Origin of the sequence: Schumannella luteola, from assembly GCF_013408685.1 — a bacterium.
Lineage (GTDB): Bacteria > Actinomycetota > Actinomycetes > Actinomycetales > Microbacteriaceae > Schumannella > Schumannella luteola.
The window spans coordinates 779,288-797,109 of the sequence record NZ_JACBZY010000001.1 but is presented as its reverse complement, the minus strand read 5'-3'; the positions used below and the strand labels follow the sequence as shown (position 1 = coordinate 797,109).

Below are 17,822 nucleotides of genomic sequence, written 5' to 3'. Positions count from 1 at the left end.
GACAGGGGAGCAGCATCGTGTCGAATCCGCAGCAGCCGGGCGAGCAGCCCATCCAGCCGGGGGCTTCCGCTCCGCAGCCGGGTCAGCCGGCCCAGCCCGGCCAGCCGGCGGCCTACATCCCCGGGCAGTACACCCCGCAGCCGAAGAAGTCGCGCAAGGGCCTCATCATCGGGCTCGCGATCGCGGCCGCGGTGATCATCATCGGCGGCGCCGTCGGCGGGCTGTTCATCAGCCGCGCGGTGATCTCGGCGGCGGAGACATCCACGCCCGAAGGCCTCGCCAAGATCGGCGCGGAAGAGGCGAACAAGCAGCAGAAGCTGCCCTACGACGTCGACCAGTACACGACGCTCGAATCGATCACCGCATCCGGCCCGAAGATCCAGTACACCTATACGGTGCACGGCGTCGACCCGGCGGCGCTGACCGAAGACGCGCTCGTGTCCGGGGTGCAGCCGCAGCTCTGCAGCACGTCCGCCACGAAGAAGCTGCTCGACCGCGGCGTCGTGATGGCCTACCGCTACACGATCGAGGAGACGGGCGACCGCATCGCCTTCCAGGTGACGAAGTCCGACTGCTGACGCCCGCTCGACTATGCTGAGCCGCCGCCTCCGATCACGGTGATCACCCGCGGCCACGGGGGGAGAGCCATGGAGCGCGACGATCTGCTGTCGACGGCGGACGAGGATGGATCGGCCGGCGAACCGGTCGAGACGGCACCGCCGGCCTCGGTAGTCACCACGCCGGACTCGGCACCGCAGGTCGCACGCGCAGCCTCGCCGAGTGGCGCTGCGCCAGGGCGTACGACCTCAGCCCCGTCGTCTCAGGGACGACTGCCCGCCCGCCGCATCGTCGGGCTCGCCGTGCTCGGACTCGCGGTCGCCGTGATCGCCGTCGCCGGCATCGCCCAGACCACCCGGGTCGCCGGCGAGACCGCGCACGCGGTGGCCGCCGCCGCGAAGTCGCCCACCACGCTCGCGAAGATCGGGGCACAGGCCGCTCGCCAGAAGTTCGACCTGCCGTACACGGTCGACGACAACACCACCCTCGAGGCGATCGAAGCCGACGGACCGGCGGTGCGCTACAGCTATTCGGTGCACGGCCTCGACCCCGCCCTCCTCACCGCCGACGCGCTGAAGGCCGTCGCGGTGCCCCGCCTCTGCACGACGCCGGCGACCCGCAACCTGCTGGAGAAGCACGTGGCCGTCGACTACGTCTGGCATATCGAGGAGAGCGGCGACGACCTGGTGTTCGAGATCACCGACGCCGACTGCTGAGCCGGGCGAGACGTCGGCCTGACCCGCGTCGCGTCCTCCCCGGGGTGTCGGCACCGTGCTCCCGAGGGAGCAGTTGGGCACTCCCGTCGGACGACGCGGTGATGGATGCGCGCGAGGAGCATCGAGGCATCCACAGGAAAGGGAGATTCCGATGTCTGCTCTCAGCTCGTCCCGCACCTCCGCCCGTCCGCGCTCCGCGGTGCTGCTCGGCGTCGCCGGCGTCGCCGCCGCGCTGCTCGCCTCGACGCTCGTCGGCACCGTCGCCGCCGCGCTCGGCGCCGACCCCGACTTCGCCCCGCTGCGTCCCTACGTCTACCTGACCTTCGCCGCGGTCGGCACCGTCGCCGGCCTGATCGGATGGGTGATCATCGCCCGCCGCGCCCGCAGCTCCCGTCGTCTGCTCACCGTGCTCGTGCCCGTACTGACGGTGCTGAGCCTGGTGCCCGACGTGGCGCTGCTCGCGCTCGGCTTCATCCCCGGATCGGGTCCGCTCGAGGTCGTCGCTCTGATGCTCATGCACCCGATCGCCGCCGCCTCGGCCGTGATCGCCGGCTCGCGCATCCAGCCCGCGCGCTGAGGTCGAGGCGGGTCGCGGCAGGGGTCGCGAGACCGACCGCGACACTGACATCACGGAGGCAGCGGGCGCGCGGGGAGACCGCCTCCGCGGCCCGCTGCCGCTGCCGCTGCTTCCGCCGCTTGAGCCGGACCTGCGCGGAGCCGACCCGCGCAGCGCCTCACGGCACCAGCACGAACCGCCCGAACACCTCGCCCGCGTCCATGCGGCGGTGCGCCTCGGCCGCCTGCTCCAGCGGAAGCACCTCCTGAACCACCGGGGTCAGCTCGCCGCGGGCCGCCGCGGCGAGCAGCCGCGAGCGCTCCGCCGCGAGCACATCGCGCTCGATCGTGTCGAGGCTCAGCCCGCCGAAGGAGATCGAGCGGCGGAACCCGGCCAGCAGCGCCATGCCGAACTCCGGCGGGGGGAAGCCGCCGACCACGCCGACCGCGACGAGGCGGCCGTTCGGCGCAAGACGGCCGATCGTGTCGGCGAGCCCCGGCCCTCCGACGATGTCGAGGATGACGTCGAACTCCGCCAGCTCGGTCGTCGCGCCTGAGGTCAGGGCTGCAGCGGTGGCGGAAGCGGGCGCCTCTCGCCCGGATTCCGCCCCACGAGCATCCTCGAGCGGCGTGAGATCCCGGCCGAGCATCTGCGTCGCGCCGAGCGCGCGCAGCCGGTCACCCCGTTCCGCTGACGACGTCGAGACGGCGACCACGGAAGCCCCGGCGCGGGCGGCCAGTTCGACCGCGGCGATGCCGATGCTCCCGGCCGCCCCGCGCACCAGCACGCGCTCGCCCGGCGCGAGCCGCGCCCGCTCGAGCCCGAAGTGCGCGACCGGCGCGGCGCTGCCGAGGGCGACCGCATCCACCTCGCTGAGCGCCTCAGGCAGCTCGGTGACGTCGTCGACGCTCGCCGCGATCGCGTGTTCGAGGTATCCGCCTGCCGTGCCAGTGAAGGCCCAGACGCGGCGACCGACCCAGGCCGGGTCGACGCCGTCGCCGACGCTCTCGACAACGCCCGCGACCTCGCTGCCGGGCACGAGCCCCTCCTCGAAGCCGAAGGTGCCGAGCCCGCCGCGACGGATCACCGCATCCACTCCGCCGACGCCGATCGCGGCGACGTGGATGCGCAGCTCGCCCGGCGCCGGCGTCGGCTCGGGCAGGTCGGTCAGGTGCATCCCGTCGGGGTCGCCGAAGGTCTGGATGGTGATGGCGCGCATGAGGGTCCTCTCGTCAGGCATGGTGGAGATCGGCCGGTCGGGATCGGCTGGCCATCGGTCGCCCGGCGGCCGGAACTCGCGACGCTCACGGCATCCGACCACCCGGCGAGGTTAAATGGACGCACCCGTCCGCTCGATCGAAGTGAGAGACATGACGCTCGAGATGCCTCAGACCCGGCGCGCAGCCGCGCCGGTCGCCTCCGGTTCTGGCGATGCGGCCGACACCGCTCCCGCCCTGCGCGCAGACGCGCAGGAGAACCGCGACCGTGTGCTGTCCGCCGCCCGCGAGCTCTTCGCCGCCGACGGTCTCGGCGTCACGATGCGCGAGGTCGCCCGCCGCGCCGGCGTCGGACCCGCCACGCTCTACCGGCGCTTCCCGACGAAGCACGACCTGATGCTCGCCGCGTTCCACGACGAGATGAGCGTGTGCGGCTCGATCATGAGCAACGCGATCGCCGACGAGGATGCGTGGCGCGGATTCTGCTCGGTGATCGAGCGCATCACCGAGCTCAACGCCCGCAACCAGGGTTTCGCGGACGCGTTCCTCGCGACCTATCCCGACGCGGTCGACCTGGGAGAGCACCGCTCCCAGATGCTGCGCGACTTCAGCGGACTCGCGCGTCGAGCGCAGGAATCCGGACACTTGCGGCCCGACTTCACGGTCGACGACTTCCTCGTCATCCTCCTCGCCGGCCGCGGGCTCACCCGCGCGCCCGCCGAACGCCGCGTCGGGGCCGCCCGCCGCTTCGCCCGTCTCGCGATCGACGGCTTGCGGGCGCCCGCCGCCGTCTGACCCTCTGCCGCCGCCTGACCAGCGCATCCGCCCGCCCGACCGGCTGCGCGACTCCGCGTCAGCCCGCTGCGCGCATCCACTCGACCGAGTCCGTCACGCATCGCGGAGGTACTCCGCCGAGTTGCCCGGTTCTGCCGCGATGGAGCATCGGAACCTGACCGAAGTGGGCGACTCGGCAGAACGACCGACCCCGCACACGACGACGGCGGGGCCGGTGCGCACACACCCGGCCCCGCCGTTCCTCACCGCGTGTGTCGACGCGGTGCGGTCTCGCTGCCTCGGCGCGCTGCGCGCGAGGCTCGCCGCATCAGCTCAGCTCGCGGCGAGCATCCCGAGCGTGTCGACGACGCGGTTCGAGAAGCCCCACTCGTTGTCGTACCAGGCGACGACCTTGACGTGGCGGCCGCCGTCGACGCGGGTGAGCTGCGAGTCGAAGATGCTCGACTCGGGGCGGCCCGTGATGTCGCTCGACACGATCGGGTCGGCGGTGAAGGCGAGGATGCCGTTGAGCGCACCGTCAGCGGCCGCGGCGTAGGCGGCGTTGACCTCCTCGAGCGTCACGTCGCGCGCGACGACCGTGTTGAGCTCGACGATCGAGCCGACCGGAACGGGCACGCGGATCGAGTCGCCCGAGAGCTTGCCGTCGAGCTTCGGCAGCACGAGTCCGATCGCCTTCGCGGCGCCGGTCGAGGTCGGGACGATGTTGACGCCGGCGGCACGCGCGCGACGCAGGTCGCGGTGCGGGCCGTCCTGCAGGTTCTGCTCCTGCGTGTACGCGTGCACGGTCGTCATGAAGCCGTGCTCGATGCCGGCGAGGTCGTCGAGCACCTTCGCGAGCGGAGCGAGCGCGTTGGTCGTGCAGCTCGCGTTCGAGACGACGGTGTGGTTCGCGGCGTCGTAGACGTCGGAGTTCACGCCGAAGGCGATGGTCGCATCCGCCCCCGTCGCCGGCGCGCTGACGAGCACGCGCTTCGCGCCGGCCGCGATGTGGGCGGCGGCGGCCTCGCGCTCGGTGAAGCGTCCGGTCGACTCGAGCACGATCTCGACGCCGAGGTCGCCCCAGGGAAGCTGCGCGGGCTCGCGCTCGGCGAGCACCTGGATGCGGCGACCGTCGATCACGAGCACGTCGCCATCCACCTCGACCGTGCCCGGGAAGGTGCCCGACGAGGAGTCGTACTTGAAGAGGTGACCGAGGGTCGCCGGGGCTGTCAGGTCGTTGACGGCCACGACCTCGAGGCCGTCGCCGCCGCGCGCGAGCAGTGCGCGCAGGGTGTTGCGTCCGATGCGTCCGAAGCCGTTGATGCCGATGCGGGTCATGGGGAGGTTCCTTTCGTTGCGCTCCCCACACTCCCCGAGTGGATGCGCGCTCACCCGTGGCGCTCAGGCCAACATCCGCAAGGATCTCGCCAGCCGTCGCTGATGCATCGGCACGCGAGTCGCCTCATCCGCCTCCCACATGCTGGTTGCTCGCGGGTGGCCAGAAATGCACCAGACACGCCGCCCGACCCGTGCATTCGTGGCCACCCTCCGTTCTGGGTTCGCCAAGGGTGGCCAGAAATGTACGCGACCCGCCGTGCTGGGCGGTCATTCGCGGCCACTCTCGGGTCGCCGCCGACCTTGCGGGCAGTCGCGGCGCGCCAGCTCAGCCCGGGAAGCTGCGCCGATACGCCGTCGGCGAGGTGCCGAGGATGCGCTGGAAGTGCCAGCGCAGGCCGGCGTCGGTCCCGAGCCCGACCTGCGCGGCGACCTGCCCGATCGAGAGATCGGTGCGCTCGAGCAGCTCGCGCGCCGCATCCACCCGCGCCCGCAGCACCCACTGCATCGGCGTGTACCCGGTGCCGTCGACGAAGCGGCGCGAGAATGTGCGCGCGCTGACCGCCGCGTGGCGGGCGAGGTCGTCGAGGGTGAGCGGCTCGTCGAGGTGCCGCAGCGCCCACTCGCGGGTCGCGGCGAAGCCGTCGGCGTCGCGCTCGGGCACGCTGCGCTCGATGTACTGCGCCTGCCCTCCGCTGCGGTGCGGAGCGCTCACGAGCCGGCGGGCGACGTGGTTCGAGAGCCCGACCCCGTGGTCACGGCGCACGATGTGCAGGCAGAGGTCGATGCCGCTGGCGGCGCCGGCGCTGGTGAGCACGGATCCCTCGTCGATGAACAGCACATCCTCGTCGACGTCGATCAGGGGATAACGCTCCCGCATCACGCCCGTGTAGTGCCAGTGCGTCGTGGCGCGGCGCCCGTCGAGCAGCCCGGCGGCCGCCAGCGCGAACGCGCCGGTGGAGATCGCCGCGATGCGCTTCCCGTTCGCGTGCGCCCGCGCGAGTGCCGCGACGACATCCGCCGGAGGAGCCGTGTCGGCGGGCTTGCGGTATCCGGGAACGAAGATCGTGTCGGCCCAGTCGAAGGCCTCGAGCCCGTGCCCGACCGAGTAGGCGAGTCCGTCACCGCCGGCGACGCGGCCGGCCCGGCGTCCGCACACTCGCACCTCGTACGGCATGCTCGGCCGGCTCGAGAACACCTGCGCCGGGATGCCCACATCGAGCGGCTTCGCCCCGTCGAGCACGAGCACCGCCACCCGATGGATGCCCTGCTCGCCCATGCGCCGAACCTACCGGCCGCCGCGATGCTCCTGCGGGCACCGGGACACGGCGATGTCGACGGGACTCAGACGCGCTGGAAGAGCGACGGATAGTCGAGCACGAGCCCGTGCTCGTCGACGGTCACCTCGCGCGAGAACACCGAGTCGAGTGACTCATACAGGTAGCGAAGCTCGGCGATCCGCGTGTACCGCTGGGGGTCGGCGCTGACATCGAGGTCATCGCCGACGTAGGCGGTGACGATCTCGGCCGACTCCCCGATCTCGAGCCCGAGGCGGCGGATGGGCAGCGTGCTGCTCAGCGGCGAGATCGCCAGATCGACCTCCCGGGCGCCGCTGAGATCCGGCCGTTCGACGTCGTCGACATACCAGCGACCACTGTCGTCGAGGATGACGCGACGGCGCACCGCGTGTGCTCCCCGGCTGTCCACGACGGCGAGCTCGCGGAACAGCCACGGTCGGACGATGCGCACCCGGTAGTCGACCATTCCGGGACGGAAGTCGATGGCTGCTGCGATCATCGGTCCGTCATCGCCCGCCAGGAGCGCACACCGTTCGACGGAGCCCTGTTCGAGCCCGACCCAGCCGACCTCGATCGACGTCATGAGGTGCGCCCCGCGCCGACTACTCCGGCTGCATGTCCGCGAAGCGGGACATGGCGCCCTGGAAGGCGACGGTGACCGTGGCCGTGGGGCCGTTGCGGTGCTTCGCGACGATGAGGTCGGCCTCGCCGGGGCGCGAGCTCTCCTTGTCGTAGGCGCTCTCGCGGTGCAGCAGGATCACCATGTCGGCGTCCTGCTCGAGCGAACCGGACTCGCGCAGGTCGGAGATCGCGGGCTTCTTGTCGGTGCGCTGCTCGGGGCCACGGTTCAGCTGCGACAGGGCGATGACCGGCACGCGCAGCTCCTTCGCGAGCAGCTTGAGCGCGCGCGAGAACTCACTGACCTCCTGCTGGCGCGATTCGACCTTCTTGCCCGAGGTCATCAGCTGCAGGTAGTCGATGACGACGAGCTTGAGATCGTTGCGCTGCTTGAGGCGGCGGCACTTGGAGCGGATCTCGACGAGCGTCATGTTCGGGCTGTCGTCGATGAAGAGGGGGGCGTCGGCGATCTTGCCGCGCACGTGCGCGAGCTTCGTCCAGTCGTCCTGCCCGACGGTGCCCTTGCGCAGCTTCTGCAGGAAGATGTCGGACTCAGCCGACATGAGGCGCATGGCGATCTCGCTGCGCCCCATCTCGAGCGAGAAGAAGACGGTCGTCTGGCGGTGCTTGATCGCGGCAGCGCGGGCGAAGTCGAGCGCGAGCGTCGACTTTCCGAGCGCGGGGCGGGCGGCGATGAGGATGAGCTGGCCCGGGTGCAGGCCGTTCGTCATCTCGTCGAGGTCGCGGAATCCGGTGGGCACGCCGAGCATCTCGTCGCCGCGGCCGCTGGCCTGCTCGATCTCCTCGGTCGCGGCGTCGATCGCGACATCGAGCGAGACGTAGTCCTCGGCCTCGACACCGCCGGAGACGTTGTAGATCTCGGCCTGCGCGCTGTTGACGAGGTCGATGACCTCGCCCTCGCTCTGGTAGCCCATCTGCACGATGCGCGTACCGGCCTCGACGAGGCGGCGCAGCACGGCCTTCTCGGCGACGATCTCGGCGTAGTAGCCGGCGTTCGCGGCGGTCGGCACGATGCCGGTGAGGGTGTGCAGGTAGTCGACACCGCCGGCACGGCTCAGGTCGCCGCTCTTGGTCAGCACGTCGGTGACGGCGATCACATCGGTCGGCTCACCGTGCGAGTAGAGCGTGAGCACCGCGTCGAAGATGATCTCGTGCTTCGGGATGTAGAAGTCGACGGCGCGGACGGTCTCGACGACGTCGGCTACCGCATCCTTGCTCAGCAGCATGCCGCCGATCGTCGACTGCTCGGCGAGGAGGTCGTGCGGGGGCGTGCGCTCGCCCTTCCACGACTCCCGCGGCTCCTGGTCGGGAGCGGCGAGTCCGAGATGAGCGATCGACACGGGGGAACCTCCTGCAGGACAAGCTAGGCGCCGCCACCGACATCGAATCGATGACGGCATCGGATGGGACGACGCGACGCACCGAGGAGGAACCGCGCGCGGGGGTTCGGAACGGGGGCGCCGGATCACGATATGAGCGGCTTCGGGCAGCTTCAATGCGCCCTGTGGATAACTCTGTGGGGAAAACGGCGGACACGCCGGGAAGCTTGTTGAAAGCCTGTGGATACATGTGGGGAAAGTCGGTGGACTTCTTGACTCGAACTCGCCCTGATCAGGCTTTTCCTTCTTCACACCCTGTGTGGAAGAACATCCCTTGACCGGGGGTTGAGGGTTGGGGAGATCCGCCGCCTCGGTGTGGATAGAGCTCTTGACAGAGCCGGTTAAACACCAGTAGCGACGAACCCTCACCGGGTGCGTCGCTACTGGGCGGGCGGTGCTTACTTGGCAGCCACCACGTTGAGCGTGATCGTCGCGACGATCTCGGCGCGCACGCGCACCGTGACCTCGTGCTGACCGGTCGTCTTGATCGCCGACGGGATCTCGACGGTGCGCTTGTCGATCGAGCCGATGCCGGCCTTCTCGACGGCGTCGGCGATGTCCTGCGTCGTGACCGAGCCGAACAGACGGCCTTCGCGACCGGCCTTCACCGAGAGCGGCACGGGACCGGCCTGCAGCTTGGCCTTGAGGTCCTGCGCCTCTTCGATCGTGGCGAGCTCGCGCGCAGCGCGGGCGGCCTTGATCGAGTCGACCTGCTTCTCTCCACCGCGCGACCACGCGACAGCGAAGCCCTGGGGGATGAGGTAGTTGCGGGCAAAGCCGTTCTTGACGTCCACGACGTCACCGGCGGAACCGAGGCCGGAGACCTCGGAGGTGAGGATGAGCTTCGACATGTTTCGAATCCCCCTTAGCGGCCCGAGCCGGCGTACGGAAGCAGGGCCATCTCACGCGCGTTCTTCACGGCGCGGGCGATGAGGGTCTGCTCCTGCACGGAGACACCGGTGATACGGCGGGCGCGGATCTTTCCGCGCTCCGAGATGAACTTGCGAAGCGTCGCGACATCCTTGTAGTCGATGACGCCGACGCGCACCGACTTCGCCGGCGCGGCGTTCTTTCCGCCCTTGCGGGGCTTGCGGCGGTCGCCGCTGCTCTTTCCAGCCATTGCTGTCTTCTTTCGTCAGTAACCCGTCAGGCCCGGAGGCTCAGAACGGGGTCTCGTCGTTGTAGGAGCCGGGCGCGTTCCACACGTCCTGGCCGCCGGCGTTGCCGCCACCGTTGCCGCCGGAGCTCTGCTGGCCCCACGGCTCGTCGGCCACGGCGCCCTGCGAGCCGCCGCGTCCGCCGCCGCCACCCGAAGCACGGGTGACCTGGGCGGTCGCGTAGCGGAGGCTCGGGCCGATCTCATCGACCTCGAGCTCGATCGCGGTGCGCTTGTTGCCGTCGCGGTCGTCGTAGGAGCGCTGCTTCAGGCGGCCCTGCGCGATGACGCGGCTGCCCTTGGTCAGCGATCCGGCGACGTGCTCGGCGAACTCACGCCAGCACGAGGCGCGCAGGAAGAGCGCCTCGCCGTCCTTCCACTCGTTCGACGCGCGGTCGAACGTGCGGGGGGTGCTGGCGATGGTGAAGTTCGCCACGGCGAGCCCGCTCTGCGTGTAGCGCAGCTCGGGGTCGGCCGTCAGGTTGCCGACCACCGTGATGATCGTGTCGCCGGCCACGGCTTACTCGGCGTCCTTCTTGGCGGCCTTCGCCGCGGGCTTGGCGGCAGGCTTCGAGGCGGGCTTCGCCTCCGCCTTGTCCGCCTTGTCCTCCGACGCCTCGGCCTTGTCGCCCTTGGCGGCGGCCTTGCGCGCGGCGCGCTTCTCGTCGTCGGCCTTGACGCTCGCGGCGCGAGCGGTGGCCTCCTCCGAGCGCAGCACCTTGGTGCGCAGAACGGCCTCGCTGAGCTTCAGCTGGCGGTCGAGCTCGAGCGTCGAGGCGCTCGTCGCAGTGAAGTTGACGACGGCGTAGATGCCTTCGCTCTTCTTCTGGATCTCGTACGCCAGGCGGCGACGGCCCCAGATGTCGACGTTGTCGATCGTGCCACCGTCGTTGCGGATGACATTGAGGAACTTGTCGAGGCTCGGGGCCACGGTGCGCTCATCGATAGCAGGATCGAGGATCACCATCAACTCGTACTGATGCGTCATTCACCCACCTCCTCTGGTCTTGAACGGCTGCAGACGATCTGCAGCAGGAGGGTGTGCATCGTGCCCGCTGACGACATGGGTCGACCCGGGCAACCTCGCAAGCATAGCCGCTGGTCGCCCTCACCGAAACCCGCAGGTTCAGCCGCGGGCGGCCCACCACTCCCGCAGCCGGCGCTCGGCGTCCTCCGGCTCCAGCGGACCCTCGTCAAGGCGCGCCTCCAGCAGGAAGCGGTACGCCTCGCCGACCTCGCGGCCGGGTCCGATGCCGAGGATGCGCATGATCTGCTCGCCGTCGAGGTCGGGGCGCACCGCATCCAGCTGCTCCTGCTCCTGCAGGGCGGCGATGCGCTCCTCGAGGTCGTCGTAGGCGAAGGAGAGCCGGTCGGCCTTGCGCACGTTGCGGGTGGTGACGTCGGCGCGCACGAGGATGTGCAGCCATTCGAGCACCGAGCCGGCGTCGCGCACGTAGCGGCGCACGGCCGAGTCGGTCCACGCCGCATCCGTGTAGCCGAAGAAGCGCAGGTGCAGTCGGATGAGCTCGGCGACCGGCTTGATCACGTCGGAGGGCAGGCGCAGCTCGCGCATCCGCTTGGTCGCGAGCTTCGCCCCGACGACGTCGTGGTGATAGAAGCTGACCGCCCCGCCCGGCTCGATCCGCCGCGTCGCCGGCTTGCCGATGTCGTGCAGCAGCGCCGCGAGACGTACGATCAGCGTCGGCTGGTGGCCGCGCGAGCGCTCGAGGTCGATGGCCTGCTCGAGCACGGTGAGGCTGTGGTCGTAGACGTCCTTGTGGTGCGCATGCTCGTCCTGCTCGAGCCGCAGCGCGGGGATCTCGGGCAGCACGATCTCGGCCAGCCCGGTGTCGACGAGCAGGCGGATGCCGCGCACGGGCGTCGGCGCCATCAGCAGCTTGGTGATCTCGTCGCCGATGCGCTCGGCCGACACGATCGACAGCCGGTCGGCCATCCGCTCCATCGCGGCGACGGCCTCCGCATCCACGTCGAAGCCGATCTGCGCCGAGAAGCGGGCGCCGCGCAGCATGCGCAGCGGATCGTCGCCGAAGGAGACCTCGGGGGAGCCCGGCGTGCGCAGGCGCTTCGCGAGCAGGTCGTCGACGCCGCCCCACGGATCGACGAGCTGACGCTGCGGCAGGCGCAGGGCCATCGCGTTGACGGCGAAGTCGCGGCGCTCGAGGTCGGCCTCGAGGCTGTCGCCGAACGCGACCTCGGGCTTGCGGGTCTCGTGGTCGTAGACGTCGCTGCGGTAGGTGGTGACCTCGACGGTCTGGTCGCCGATGCGCGCGCCGATCGTGCCGAAGGCGCGGCCGATGTCCCACTGCGCGTCGCTGATCGGCTTCACGATCTGGAGGATGCGGTCGGGGCGCGCATCGGTCGTGAAGTCGAGGTCGGTCAGCGGCCGATCGAGGAAGGCGTCGCGCACGGGTCCGCCGACGAGGGCGAGCTCGTGCCCGGCGTCGGAGAAGGCCCGCGCCAGGCGGGCGACGGCGGGGGACTCGGCGAGGGCGTCGAGTCGGGCGACGGCTGCCGCGACGTTCTGCATGACTCCCAGGGTAGGCGGCGGCCACGGCCTAGACTGGCGCGCATGGTGGCGGCCCGGCAATGGAGCGCGCCCGCGTGCCGCTGAGCCGGTCGCGGCGCGCCGGTTCCCCGACGACGGGCCGGTCGACGGTCCGCGGCACGGGTGGGGTCGTCGTCGCCGCGCTGATCGCGGCAGCTCTCGCGATCGCGCCGGGGATCGGCCTCGGATCCGGTGATGTCGCCCAGGCGGCCGCCGACACCGGCGACACGAGCGGCTCCGGTTCGAACTCTTCCGGCTCGAACGCCTCCGGTTCGACGCCCTCCGGCGACTCGGCCGGATCGAGCGACTCGAGCGTCGCCGCATCCGACCCGATGTCGACCGGATCCCTGCCGACCGCGACGGGCGCCGATGGCCGCGTCGGCATCGCCGCCGTGCTGCCGCTGACCGTTCCCGTCGGCTCCGACGGCCTCCTCTCCTCCGATGACCTCGCCGACCTCACCGCGAACGACGGGCTGCTCACCCGCGAGCTGGACGTCGTGTCCGGCCGCCCGATCGCGGTCGCGATCGACCCGCGCCTCATCGCCTCGATCCGCGTGCTCGGCGGGTCGGCGCCGGCCTCGGCGAAGAGCTGGCTGCTGCGTCTGGCCTCCCTCGACAACGAGACCTTCGCGCTCCGCTACGCCGACGCCGACCCGGTGGGTCCTGGTCAGGCGGGCTCCGCGTCCGCGCTCGGCCCGCTCGGCTTCGACTTCGCGATCGACGCCGATCGATTCGCCGATCCGCTGCCGTCGGCATCCTCGTCGCCCTCCGGTTCGACCGGCTCGGGATCCGACGCGGGCTCGGGCGCCGATTCCGGCGGATCCGGTTCGAGCACCGGCGACACGACCGCGGGCTCGGGCGGCTCGACCAAGCCGAACGGCGGCGCATCCACCCCCGCGGGTCAGCTGCCGGCGCTGCCGACCACGGTCGACCAGGTCGTGCAGTGGACCTACTCGCTGCCGACGATCGCGTGGCCCGGCGAGAACACGGTCACCGCCGCCGACCTCCCCCGCCTGCAGGCCGCCGGCGATTCGGCCGTGCTGCTCTCCGACGAGAACGTGGATGCCGACGGCGCGACCCATGTCTCCTTCGACGGCTCCCAGGTCGGCGGCCTGGTGATCGACAGCGGGCTCAGCGCCGCGGTGCGCGCCGCAGGCTCCACCTCGCAGAGCGACTACACCGTCGTCGACCAGGAGCTGCAGTCGGCTGCCGCCGAAGGCGGCTCGGCGGTGCGGATCGTCGCGCTCGCGCGACCGTCGACGGGCTCCGGCGCCGATGCCGACGCCCGCGCCGAAGCCCTGGACGCCGCCGTGTCGCACCTGCTGGCATCCCCCTTCGTCTCCGCCGTGCCGCTCTCCACCGCGATCGCCGAAGACCCGACGGCGGCCACCGTGATCGACCACCCCGAAGACGCCGCGCGCACCGCCTCGATCGCCGCCCTGCTCGATGTCGAGCAGCAGGTGAGCGCGTTCGCCGTCGTCGCCCGCGACGGCGCGCTGGCGATCTCCGCCCCCCGTCGCCTCGACCTGCTCGCGACCCTGTCGGTGGGGTGGATCTCGTCGCGGTCGTGGGCGTCGACGGTCAGCGATTACCAGAAGACGTCGTCCGAGATCCTCGACGGCGTGACGCTCAACCAGGGCAGCGACCTCATCGCGCTCGGCGCGAGCGCGCCCCTGCCGATGCAGGTGCAGAACTCGCTCGACGTGCCGATCGTCGTGTTCGCCCGCGCGCGCCCGCTCAGCCCGGTGCTGTCGATCGAGTCGAGCGCGCAGCCGGTGCGCGTCGAGGTGGCGCCGAAGTCGTCGGCGACCGTGCGCATCCCGGCGCAGGCGATCACCAACGGCAGCGTGCAGGTCGTGCTGAGCCTCAGCGCGACCGACGGCACGCAGGTCGGGCAGGCCCGCCGCATCCACGTCGAGGTGCAGGCCGGCTGGGAGACCGTCGGCACCGCCGTGATCGCCATCGGCGCCGTCGGCGTCTTCGGTTTCGGGATCGTGCGCAACATCCTCAAGCGCCGTCGTCGTCTCGCCGGCGAGGTGGACGAAGAGGATGCGGCCAACGCGCCGTTGCCAGGTCAGGAGGACGGTCCCGTCGAGGTCGTGCGCGACGCGGATGCGGGTGAGGCGGGCGAGCCCTCGGCGCCGCTCGTCGACGACCCGGCGGACGCGGATGCCACCGCCGGCGACTCCTCCGTCTCCCCTGACTCCGACGACGACCCGATCGACCCGAAGGCGAAGGATGACTGACCCGAACGCCCCCGGGGAATCTCCTCTCGCCTCCGCCGCCGCGGAGAGCGCGCCCGCCGCCGCGCGACCGACATCCGGGAGCATCGGCCGCGCGAGCATGATGCTCGCCGGCGGCACCCTCGTCTCGCGCGCCCTCGGCTTCGTCAACATCGGGCTGCTCAGCGCCGTCGTCGGCACGGTCGGCGTGGGCGCGAACGCCTTCACCGTCGCCAACGGCCTGCCGAATCAGATCTACCTGCTGATCGCCGGCGGTCTGCTCAGCGCCGTGCTGGTTCCGCAGATCGTCAAGTCGGCGCTGCACGACGACGGCGGCCAGGGCTTCGTGAACCGGCTGGTGACGCTCGGCCTGACGATCTTCGCCGGCGTGACGATCCTCGCCACGATCTGCGCCCCGCTGCTCGTGCTCGCCTTCGCGAACAGCGCCGGTCAGCTCAAGGGCGCCGGCATCGAGCTCGCCACGGTCTTCGCCTACCTCTGCCTGCCGCAGATCTTCTTCTACGCGATGTACAGCCTGCTCGGCGAGGTGCTCAACGCCCGCGGCGTCTTCGGGCCCTTCGCGTGGGCGCCGATCGTCAACAACATCATCGCGATCGGCGGTCTGGTGGCGTTCGCGCTGCTCTACGGGATCGATCCCGCGCATCGCGATGCGGCCTCGTGGGATGCGCAGAAGGTCCTCGTGCTGGCCGGCACGACCACGCTCGGCGTCGCCCTGCAGGCGCTGACGCTGTGCCTGTTCTGGCGTCGCACCGGGCTGAAGTTCCGCCCCGACTTCCGCTGGAAGGGGATGGGGCTCGGCGCGACCGGCAAGATCGTCGGCTGGACCTTCGGCATGCTGCTGATCAGCCAGGGTTCGGGCATCGTGCAGAACCAGATCGCGACGCTCGCCGACGCGCAGGACGCCTCGGTCGCCGCGATCCGCGTCGCCTGGACGATCTTCGTGCTGCCGCACTCCCTCATCGCGCTCTCGATCGCGACCCCCTATTTCACGCGGATGAGCGCGCACTCCCGCGACGGCGACATCGCCTCCCTGCGCAGCGACCTGAGCGGAGCGCTCCGATCGGTCGGTCTGCTGATCGCCGGCTCGGCGGTCGTGTTCGCGACCGCGGCGATCCCGCTCATCAACGTCTTCAGCCACACGGCGCCGCACGCGCTGCCGCAGACCTCGCTCGTGCTGCTCGCCTATCTCGCGGGACTGGTGCCGTTCAGCGCTCTGTTCCTCGTGCAGCGGGCCTTCTTCGCCCTCAGCGACACCCGCACGCCGTTCTTCATCCAGCTGCTGCAGGCGCTCGTCTTCGCGATCGGCGCGCTGACCCTGATCGGCGCTCCCAGCGACCGGCTCGCCATCGGCATCGCGCTCTGGACCTCGGCGTCGATCGTCGTGCAGCTGATCGTGTCGATCATCGTGCTGCGCCGCCGGCTCGACGGCTTCGACGGCCGCCGCCTCGCCCGCCGCTACGGCGTGTTCCTGCTCTGCACGATCCCGGCGGCCGGCGCGGGCCTCGCGATGCTGTGGCTGCTGGGCGGATGGGGAGTCGTCGACGGATCGGGCGGCGGCTTCGCGGTCGCCGGCGTGCTGCCGTCGATCCTCTCCGCCGCGGCGATCGCTGCGGCAGCCGGCATCGTCTACTTCGCCGCGGTGCTCATCGCCCGCGTGCCCGAGGTGCGCGAGCTCGCCGGGCCGCTCGGCCGACTGCTCCGCCGCTCCTGATCTGTGCGGATCCGGCCCGCTCTGACGGCCCGGATGCGCGCACCCTGACCGCCCGCTCCGAAGCCCTCACGGGCGCATCGGGGCCGGGAACATCCCGCACTTAAGATGTGTTGCACGATTCGACGCCGCAGGAGCGGCGCCAGGAAGAAGGAGACAGCGCGATGCGCCAGCTCATCATCGTCGGCTCGGGTCCGGCCGGTTACACCGCCGCCATCTACGCGGCCCGCGCCAACCTCAAGCCGCTCGTCATCGCCAGCTCGGTCGAGTTCGGCGGCGAGCTGATGAAGACCACCGAGGTCGAGAACTTCCCCGGCTTCCCCGACGGCATCATGGGCCCCGACCTCATGATGAAGATGCAGGCGCAGGCCGAGAAGTTCGGCGCCGAGATCGTCTACGACGACGTCACCAAGCTCGAGCTCGACGGCGACGTCAAGCGCGTCACCCTCGGCGACGGCAGCGTGCACGAGTCGCTCGCCCTGATCTACGCGACGGGATCGGCGTACCGCAAGCTCGGCCTCGACGACGAGACCCGCCTCTCCGGCTACGGGGTCTCGTGGTGCGCCACCTGCGACGGCGCCTTCTTCAAGCAGAAGCACGTCGCGGTCGTCGGCGGCGGCGATTCCGCGCTCGAGGAGGCGACGTTCCTGACCCGCTTCGCCGACAAGGTCTCGCTCGTGCACCGTCGCGGTGAGCTGCGCGCCTCGGCCGCGATGCAGGAGCGCGCGAAGAACGACCCGAAGATCGAGTTCCTCTGGAACAAGGAGGTCACCTCGGTGCTCGGCGACGAGAAGGTCGCCGGCATCGGGCTCACCGACACGGTCGACGGCAGCGAGTCGGCTCTCGACCTGCAGGGTCTCTTCGTCGCGATCGGGTCCGACCCGCGCACCCACCTGGTGCACGGCCAGCTCGACCTCACCGCCGAGGGCACCATCTGGGTGGATGGTCGCAGTTCGCGCACCAGCCAGAAGGGCGTCTTCGCGGCCGGCGACGTCATCGACCCGACCTACAAGCAGGCCATCACGGCCGCGGGCTCCGGCACGGCCGCCGCGCTCGACGCCGAGCACTTCCTGGCCTCGCTGCCCAAAGGCGTGATCGCCGAGGCCGAGGGCTCCGGCGAGCTCGTCGACCAGATCGGCGCCTCCGCCTGAGACCCCGCCCGACTCCGGTCGGACGCCCAGATCGTGTGCGGCGCGAGCCGCGCATCCACGATTCGGCGGGGCTCCAGCCCCACTGAACAGAAGAACACCTGAAGAAGGAGAAGAGATGTCCGCCAAGGATGTGACCGACGCCACGTTCGCCGACGAGGTGCTCGCCAGCGACAAGCCGATCATGGTCGACTTCTGGGCCGAGTGGTGCGGCCCGTGTCGCGCCGTCTCGCCGATCCTCGACAAGATCGCCGAGGAGCACGCCGACAAGCTCTCGATCGTGAAGATCGACGTCGACAACAACCCCGAGACCGCCATGAAGTACGGCATCACCTCGATCCCCGCGATGAAGGTCTTCAAGAACGGCGAGGTCGTCAAGACCGTCATCGGCGCCAAGCCGAAGCCCGCTCTCGAGGCCGACCTCGCCGAGTTCCTGGCGTAAGAGGTTCTCGCGCGGCACGCGCGCAAGTCCGATTCCGGGCTCGTGGCCCCGCCCTCCTTCGGGAGGGCGGGGCTTTCACGTTCCCCC

Annotated in this window: 17 protein-coding genes and 1 pseudogene; 8 read left to right on the top strand and 10 right to left on the bottom strand. The window is 70.8% G+C overall.

The genetic code is table 11. The features are described 5' to 3' along the window. Positions 1–17 precede the first annotated feature (17 nt). From BJ979_RS03565 to BJ979_RS03555, 3 genes are all read left to right on the top strand, one after another. The gene (locus BJ979_RS03565) at positions 18–578 is read left to right on the top strand and encodes a hypothetical protein (protein ID WP_179565246.1); all 561 of its coding nucleotides are present in this window, start codon (positions 18–20) and stop codon (positions 576–578) included. A gap of 69 nt (positions 579–647) precedes the next feature. Then, a complete protein-coding gene (locus BJ979_RS03560) occupies positions 648–1,274 on the top strand; it encodes a hypothetical protein (RefSeq protein ID WP_179565244.1) in 627 nt (208 codons plus the stop codon). A gap of 151 nt (positions 1,275–1,425) precedes the next feature. Then, the gene (locus BJ979_RS03555) at positions 1,426–1,851 is read left to right on the top strand and encodes a DUF6069 family protein (protein ID WP_179565242.1); all 426 of its coding nucleotides are present in this window, start codon (positions 1,426–1,428) and stop codon (positions 1,849–1,851) included. A gap of 157 nt (positions 1,852–2,008) precedes the next feature. Here BJ979_RS03555 and BJ979_RS03550 read toward each other — a convergent pair whose 3' ends face one another. Next, a complete protein-coding gene (locus tag BJ979_RS03550) occupies positions 2,009–3,049 on the bottom strand; it encodes a zinc-binding dehydrogenase (protein ID WP_179565240.1) in 1,041 nt (346 codons plus the stop codon). A 151-nt stretch (positions 3,050–3,200) separates the two neighbouring features. Here BJ979_RS03550 and BJ979_RS03545 point away from each other — a divergent pair, with 151 nt between their 5' ends. Further along, positions 3,201–3,842 (top strand): TetR/AcrR family transcriptional regulator, encoded by a 642-nt coding sequence (locus BJ979_RS03545; protein ID WP_246286677.1) that lies wholly within the window; start codon positions 3,201–3,203, stop codon positions 3,840–3,842. A 312-nt stretch (positions 3,843–4,154) separates the two neighbouring features. On the opposite strand, the gene gap is transcribed toward BJ979_RS03545, so the two are convergent. From gap to BJ979_RS03500, 9 genes and pseudogenes are all read right to left on the bottom strand, one after another. Beyond that, positions 4,155–5,159: a type I glyceraldehyde-3-phosphate dehydrogenase gene (gene gap, locus BJ979_RS03540; protein ID WP_179565238.1), complete on the bottom strand. Its 1,005-nt coding sequence runs from the start codon at positions 5,157–5,159 to the stop codon at positions 4,155–4,157. Between the two features lie 325 nt (positions 5,160–5,484). Further along, the gene (locus BJ979_RS03535; protein ID WP_179565236.1) at positions 5,485–6,435 is read right to left on the bottom strand and encodes a GlxA family transcriptional regulator; all 951 of its coding nucleotides are present in this window, start codon (positions 6,433–6,435) and stop codon (positions 5,485–5,487) included. A gap of 65 nt (positions 6,436–6,500) precedes the next feature. After that, on the bottom strand, positions 6,501–7,037 hold the full coding sequence (locus BJ979_RS03530; protein ID WP_179565234.1) for a putative glycolipid-binding domain-containing protein: 537 nt from the start codon (positions 7,035–7,037) through the stop codon (positions 6,501–6,503). Between the two features lie 19 nt (positions 7,038–7,056). Then, complete coding sequence (dnaB, locus tag BJ979_RS03525; protein ID WP_141162318.1) at positions 7,057–8,433, bottom strand: replicative DNA helicase; 1,377 nt, start codon at positions 8,431–8,433, stop codon at positions 7,057–7,059. Positions 8,434–8,870: 437 nt separating this feature from the next. Beyond that, complete coding sequence (gene rplI, locus BJ979_RS03520) at positions 8,871–9,323, bottom strand: 50S ribosomal protein L9 (RefSeq protein WP_179565232.1); 453 nt, start codon at positions 9,321–9,323, stop codon at positions 8,871–8,873. Between the two features lie 14 nt (positions 9,324–9,337). Beyond that, entirely contained in the window at positions 9,338–9,592 is a 255-nt protein-coding gene (gene rpsR, locus BJ979_RS03515; protein WP_141143768.1) for a 30S ribosomal protein S18, read from the bottom strand. A 40-nt stretch (positions 9,593–9,632) separates the two neighbouring features. Further along, positions 9,633–10,145, bottom strand: a complete 513-nt coding sequence (locus BJ979_RS03510; RefSeq protein ID WP_179565230.1) for a single-stranded DNA-binding protein — start codon at positions 10,143–10,145, stop codon at positions 9,633–9,635. Positions 10,146–10,256: 111 nt separating this feature from the next. Beyond that, a pseudogene (gene rpsF / locus BJ979_RS03505) lies at positions 10,257–10,616 on the bottom strand (30S ribosomal protein S6); the annotation flags it as partial. 138 nt (positions 10,617–10,754) lie between these two features. Continuing rightward, positions 10,755–12,176: a CCA tRNA nucleotidyltransferase gene (locus BJ979_RS03500; RefSeq protein WP_179565226.1), complete on the bottom strand. Its 1,422-nt coding sequence runs from the start codon at positions 12,174–12,176 to the stop codon at positions 10,755–10,757. Positions 12,177–12,235: 59 nt separating this feature from the next. Here BJ979_RS03500 and BJ979_RS03495 point away from each other — a divergent pair, with 59 nt between their 5' ends. From BJ979_RS03495 to trxA, 4 genes are all read left to right on the top strand, one after another. Continuing rightward, entirely contained in the window at positions 12,236–14,440 is a 2,205-nt protein-coding gene (locus BJ979_RS03495; protein WP_179565224.1) for a DUF6049 family protein, read from the top strand. Continuing rightward, positions 14,433–16,148 (top strand): murein biosynthesis integral membrane protein MurJ, encoded by a 1,716-nt coding sequence (gene murJ, locus BJ979_RS03490; RefSeq protein WP_179565222.1) that lies wholly within the window; start codon positions 14,433–14,435, stop codon positions 16,146–16,148. The genes BJ979_RS03495 and murJ overlap by 8 nt, the downstream gene beginning before the upstream one ends. Before the next feature lie 161 nt (positions 16,149–16,309). Continuing rightward, positions 16,310–17,296 carry a thioredoxin-disulfide reductase gene (gene trxB, locus BJ979_RS03485; protein ID WP_179565220.1) on the top strand — a complete coding sequence of 329 codons (987 nt, stop codon included), beginning with the start codon at positions 16,310–16,312 and terminating at the stop codon, positions 17,294–17,296. Positions 17,297–17,411: 115 nt separating this feature from the next. Further along, entirely contained in the window at positions 17,412–17,735 is a 324-nt protein-coding gene (gene trxA / locus BJ979_RS03480) for a thioredoxin (protein ID WP_141162326.1), read from the top strand. Positions 17,736–17,822 lie beyond the last annotated feature (87 nt).